The organism is Nocardioides pelophilus, assembly GCF_014180685.1.
GTDB classification, from domain to species: Bacteria; Actinomycetota; Actinomycetes; order Propionibacteriales; family Nocardioidaceae; genus Nocardioides; species Nocardioides pelophilus.
Window position 1 is genome coordinate 1 of sequence record NZ_JACEHF010000253.1, and the last position, 3,693, is coordinate 3,693.

Here is a 3,693-nt window from a genome sequence, read left to right on the forward strand (position 1 = left end):
CGACCCGTCGCCAACTTGGCGACGGGTCGATGTGGTCAGACGACCTGGTGGAGCCAGCGGACGGGAGCGCCGTCGCCGGCGTGCCGGAAGGTCTCCAGCTCGTCGTCCCAGGGCTTGCCGAGCAGCTTGTCGATCTCGTTCTCGATCGTCGTCTCGCCGAGCGCGGCCCGGACCACCGCCGCTTTGAGGCGGTCCTCGGGGATCATGATGTCGCCGTGGATGCCGGTGACGGCGTGGAAGACGCCGAGGTCGGGGGTGGAGGAGAAGCGGGCTCCCTCGGTCGACATCGTCGGCTCCTCGGTCACCTCGAACCGCAGGTGCAGCCAACCGCGCAGGGCTGAAGCGATGGCTGCAGCGGAGCCGGCCTTGCCCGACCAGGAGAACTCGCACCGGTAGGTGCCCGACTGCGCCGGCTGCGGGGTCCAATGGGGGTTCACGGGCACCCCAAGCACGCCGCCCACGGCCCACTCGACGTGAGGGCACAATGCGGACGGCGCAGAGTGGACGTAGAACACGCCCCTGGTTGCACTGTTGCTCGTGGTCACCACGACTCTCCTCGGTCTACCTTTCCTCCGGCGTGAGCTACGCCTTCCCCAGCGGTCTCTTTCGGAGGCCAGATCGATCCCGTGAAGCGGAGCATCGAAGTGACACTTGTGTTGTTGTGACACCCATTGTGACTCATGAGACGCCTGCGCACCAGTAATCGACGCAGTCGGCCGGAAATCGCCCGAAAACCCCTCCTCGTCCGCGCTCAGACGGAGGCGAGCGACATCAGCTCGCTGAGCACCGCAGCCGCGATACCGAGTCCCCCGAGATGGCTCTCCCCGTCGATCACCGACAGGGTCGCGTTCGGCAACCGCTCGACGGTGTGCTGTCCGTGCCGGAACGGCACGATGTGGTCAGCGTCGCCGTGCCACCAGCGCACCGGCACCGACACGTCGCCGAGCTCGAAGCCCCAGTCCCGGGTGAACAGCACCAGGTCCGCGAGCGGCGCGGACGTCTGGAACCGGCTGCCGTTGAGCAGGTCGTCGAGGAACATCGCTTTGAACTCCGGCCGGGAGAGCAGGTTCTTGTCCCCGATCGGCTGGACGGCCGCGTACAGGTCGAGACCAGCGCCGGCGAACGGCTTCACCGTCCGGATCGCCGTGGTGAGCGCGATCCCCAGCGGCACCCGCGCGTGCGACAGCACGGGCGCGAGCCGGACAGCGAGCTGGATCACGCCCCCGCCGACCGCGTCGACGCCGCGGGTCGGTGCCACGCCGCCGAGCACGCCGACGCCGCTCACCCGGTCGGGCAGCCCCGCGCCGGCGGCGAGCGCGTACGGTCCGCCGCCGGACAGGCCGATCACCCGAACCGTGTCGATGCCGAGCGCGTCGAGCAGGAGCTNCCGGACAGGCCGATCACCCGAACCGTGTCGATGCCGAGCGCGTCGAGCAGGAGCTCGAGGTCGCCGGTCCAGTCGAGCACGTTCTCGTAGAGGTACGGCGTCGACGAGCCGATCCCCGGACGATCGATGCCGATGATCCGCAGCCCGTGCTCCTCGGCGTACGCGCGGGCGTCGAGCGGGATCTGCCGACGGGCGCCCGGCGTACCGTGCATCCAGACGATGGCCGGGCCGGTGTGGGAGCCGTACTCGGCAAAGCTCAGCCGACGCCCGTCGCGAACCGCGACGTTGCCCTCGAGGGTCGGCCGGCGTGGTTGGTCGCGGTTCAACATGCGGGCGAGTCTGGCACGGTGACGACCGCGCAGCGACGGGTGTCCTATGGTTCGACCATGTCGTCCAGCTCACTCGAAGTGCCCCGGCGCCAACGGCCCGCCAAGCGCTCCAAGCTGTGGCGGATCCTCGTCGTGCTGGCGATCCTCGCCGTGGCCGTCGGCTGGGCCATCTGGTTCGTCCGGACTCCCGACGACCTCCCGACGAGCTCCGGCACCGTCGAGGACGCCGGCGTCGTCGACCAAGGGCTGTACGTCGGGATGTTCGCCGTCGGCGACGACTTCGACCGCACCCTGGAGATCTCGGGAGTCACCGTCGACGTCGAGTCCGAAGGCGATGTCGAGGTGGTGCCGCAGGTCTGTCGCGGCGGGACGATCAGCGTGACCACCGACGCCGAGAAATTCTGCGCCGAGCTGGTCGACGTCGACGGAGCCGAGTTCTCCGAGGGCGACTCGATCGTGCTCCTGGTCTCCGCGTCCCAAGCCACCGAGGTCGAGATCGGCCGGATCGAGATCTCGTTCCGCGAGGGCATCCGGTGGGGCACCAAGGAGGCCGGCCTCGAGGGCGCGACCCTCACCTTCGCCGACCACACCCCGGGCACGGTGGAAGAACCGGAGGACACGACCAGCGAGCGTCCCGAGCCGCAGGAACCCCGTGACAAGCCCAGCGACAAGCCCGGTGACAAGCCCGGTGACAAGCCGAGCGACAAACCCGGCGACCAGGCGTCGGACCAGACGACGGCCCCCGCCTGACGGGTCGGGCTGAGGTCAGCCCCCGAGGCGCTTCTCGAGCGCCTCGGCGCGATCAGCGGCGTCGGTGATCTCCTCGGCGTCGATCGCGTTCGTGCGGTGGAACCAGCTGAGGGCGTCCTGCTCCCGGCCGGCCTGCTCCAGCGTGTCGGCGTAGGCGTACCTGAGCCGGACCACCCACGGCTCACGGCCCTTGTTGTTCAGCGGCGCGCGCTCGAGCGTGCGCAAGGCGGCGTCGAGCTGTCCGAGGTCGCGCCGCGCACCGGCCTCGACGATCGTCATCTCCGCCTTGGCCGCCGCCGAGAAGCGCGCCACCGACGGGCTCTTCGCGAGCTCGATCGCTCGCTTCGCGTTGCCGAGCGCGCGATGGCAGTCGGCCATGATCGGGAGGTACGCCGTGGCGCCGTTCATGCGCTTGGCCGCGCGCAGCTCGGCCAGGGCCTCGGTGTAGTGGCCGGCGGCGTACGCCGCTTCTCCGGCGGCCTCGCGGACGACCGCCAGGCGCGGAGCGCGGCTCCGTGCGGCCAACGTGTGCTGGTACGCCGTCTCCGGCTCGTCGTCGATGATGGCGCCGGCGGCCGCCAGATGGCGCGCCACTCGCTGGGCGAGCTTCTCGGGGAGGCTCCGCAGCTGGGCCCGAACCTCGGCAGCCAGCTCCTTGCCGGTGATGTCGTCAGGAAGCGGGGGGCCGTCGTAGACCTGTTGCGCAGCGGTGCGCTCGGCCGCGGACAGCTTCTCGCCTCCGCTTCCGGGCTTCGAACCTGCTCCGGACGAGCGGTCGGGGCGTCGCGCACCGGCGGAGCGACCGTCGCGGCGCTTGTCGTCGCCCGCGCCACGGCTGGGCCGGGCCGGCGCACGACCGGGCGCCCCGGAAGTACGGCGCTGTCCGCCACCGCGCCCGGAACCGGACGCGCTCGGCTTGCTCCGTCGCTGCTCTGCCACGACGACTCACTCTCTTCAGATGGGGAAACTCGTGACCACGCCGGCCGGTGACGGCCGAAACCACCACGAAGCGTAGTCGAAAATGCGTAGAGGCCACCCGAAGGTGGCCTCTACAAGCCGGCAGTGTGACGCGAAGCGACACACTCGGCATATTCAAAATGATGTCCGGCGGCGTCCTACTCTCCCACAGCCTCTCGGTTGCAGTACCATCGGCGCTGGCAGGCTTAACTTCCGGGTTCGGGATGGGTCCGGGTGTTTCCCTGTCGCTATGGCCGCCGTAACTCTTGT

At 70.0% G+C, this 3,693-nt stretch carries 4 protein-coding genes and 1 rRNA gene; 1 reads left to right on the forward strand and 4 read right to left on the reverse strand.

Annotated features, from left to right (window positions below; genetic code table 11):
* Window positions 1-35: 35 nt before the first annotated feature.
* Window positions 36-548: a DUF3145 domain-containing protein gene (locus H0488_RS22395; protein WP_446685639.1), complete on the reverse strand. Its 513-nt coding sequence runs from the start codon at window positions 546-548 to the stop codon at window positions 36-38.
* Window positions 549-751: 203 nt separating this feature from the next.
* Window positions 752-1,348: an alpha/beta fold hydrolase gene (locus tag H0488_RS23770; protein ID WP_220794899.1), complete on the reverse strand. Its 597-nt coding sequence runs from the start codon at window positions 1,346-1,348 to the stop codon at window positions 752-754.
* 425 nt (window positions 1,349-1,773) lie between these two features.
* Between H0488_RS23770 and H0488_RS22405 the strand changes: the two genes are divergently transcribed.
* Window positions 1,774-2,466 (forward strand): flagellar basal body-associated FliL family protein, encoded by a 693-nt coding sequence (locus H0488_RS22405; RefSeq protein WP_183101418.1) that lies wholly within the window; start codon window positions 1,774-1,776, stop codon window positions 2,464-2,466.
* Between the two features lie 15 nt (window positions 2,467-2,481).
* On the opposite strand, the gene H0488_RS22410 is transcribed toward H0488_RS22405, so the two are convergent.
* Window positions 2,482-3,405 carry a tetratricopeptide repeat protein gene (locus tag H0488_RS22410; RefSeq protein ID WP_183101419.1) on the reverse strand — a complete coding sequence of 308 codons (924 nt, stop codon included), beginning with the start codon at window positions 3,403-3,405 and terminating at the stop codon, window positions 2,482-2,484.
* A 163-nt stretch (window positions 3,406-3,568) separates the two neighbouring features.
* Window positions 3,569-3,685, reverse strand: a 5S ribosomal RNA gene (rrf, locus tag H0488_RS22415).
* Window positions 3,686-3,693: the final 8 nt, after the last annotated feature.

Coding starts and splice junctions, on each gene's coding strand:
- H0488_RS22405 (WP_183101418.1), top strand. CDS start 1,774: ATGTCGTCCAGCTCACTCGAAGTGCCCCGGCGCCAACGGCCCGCCAAG.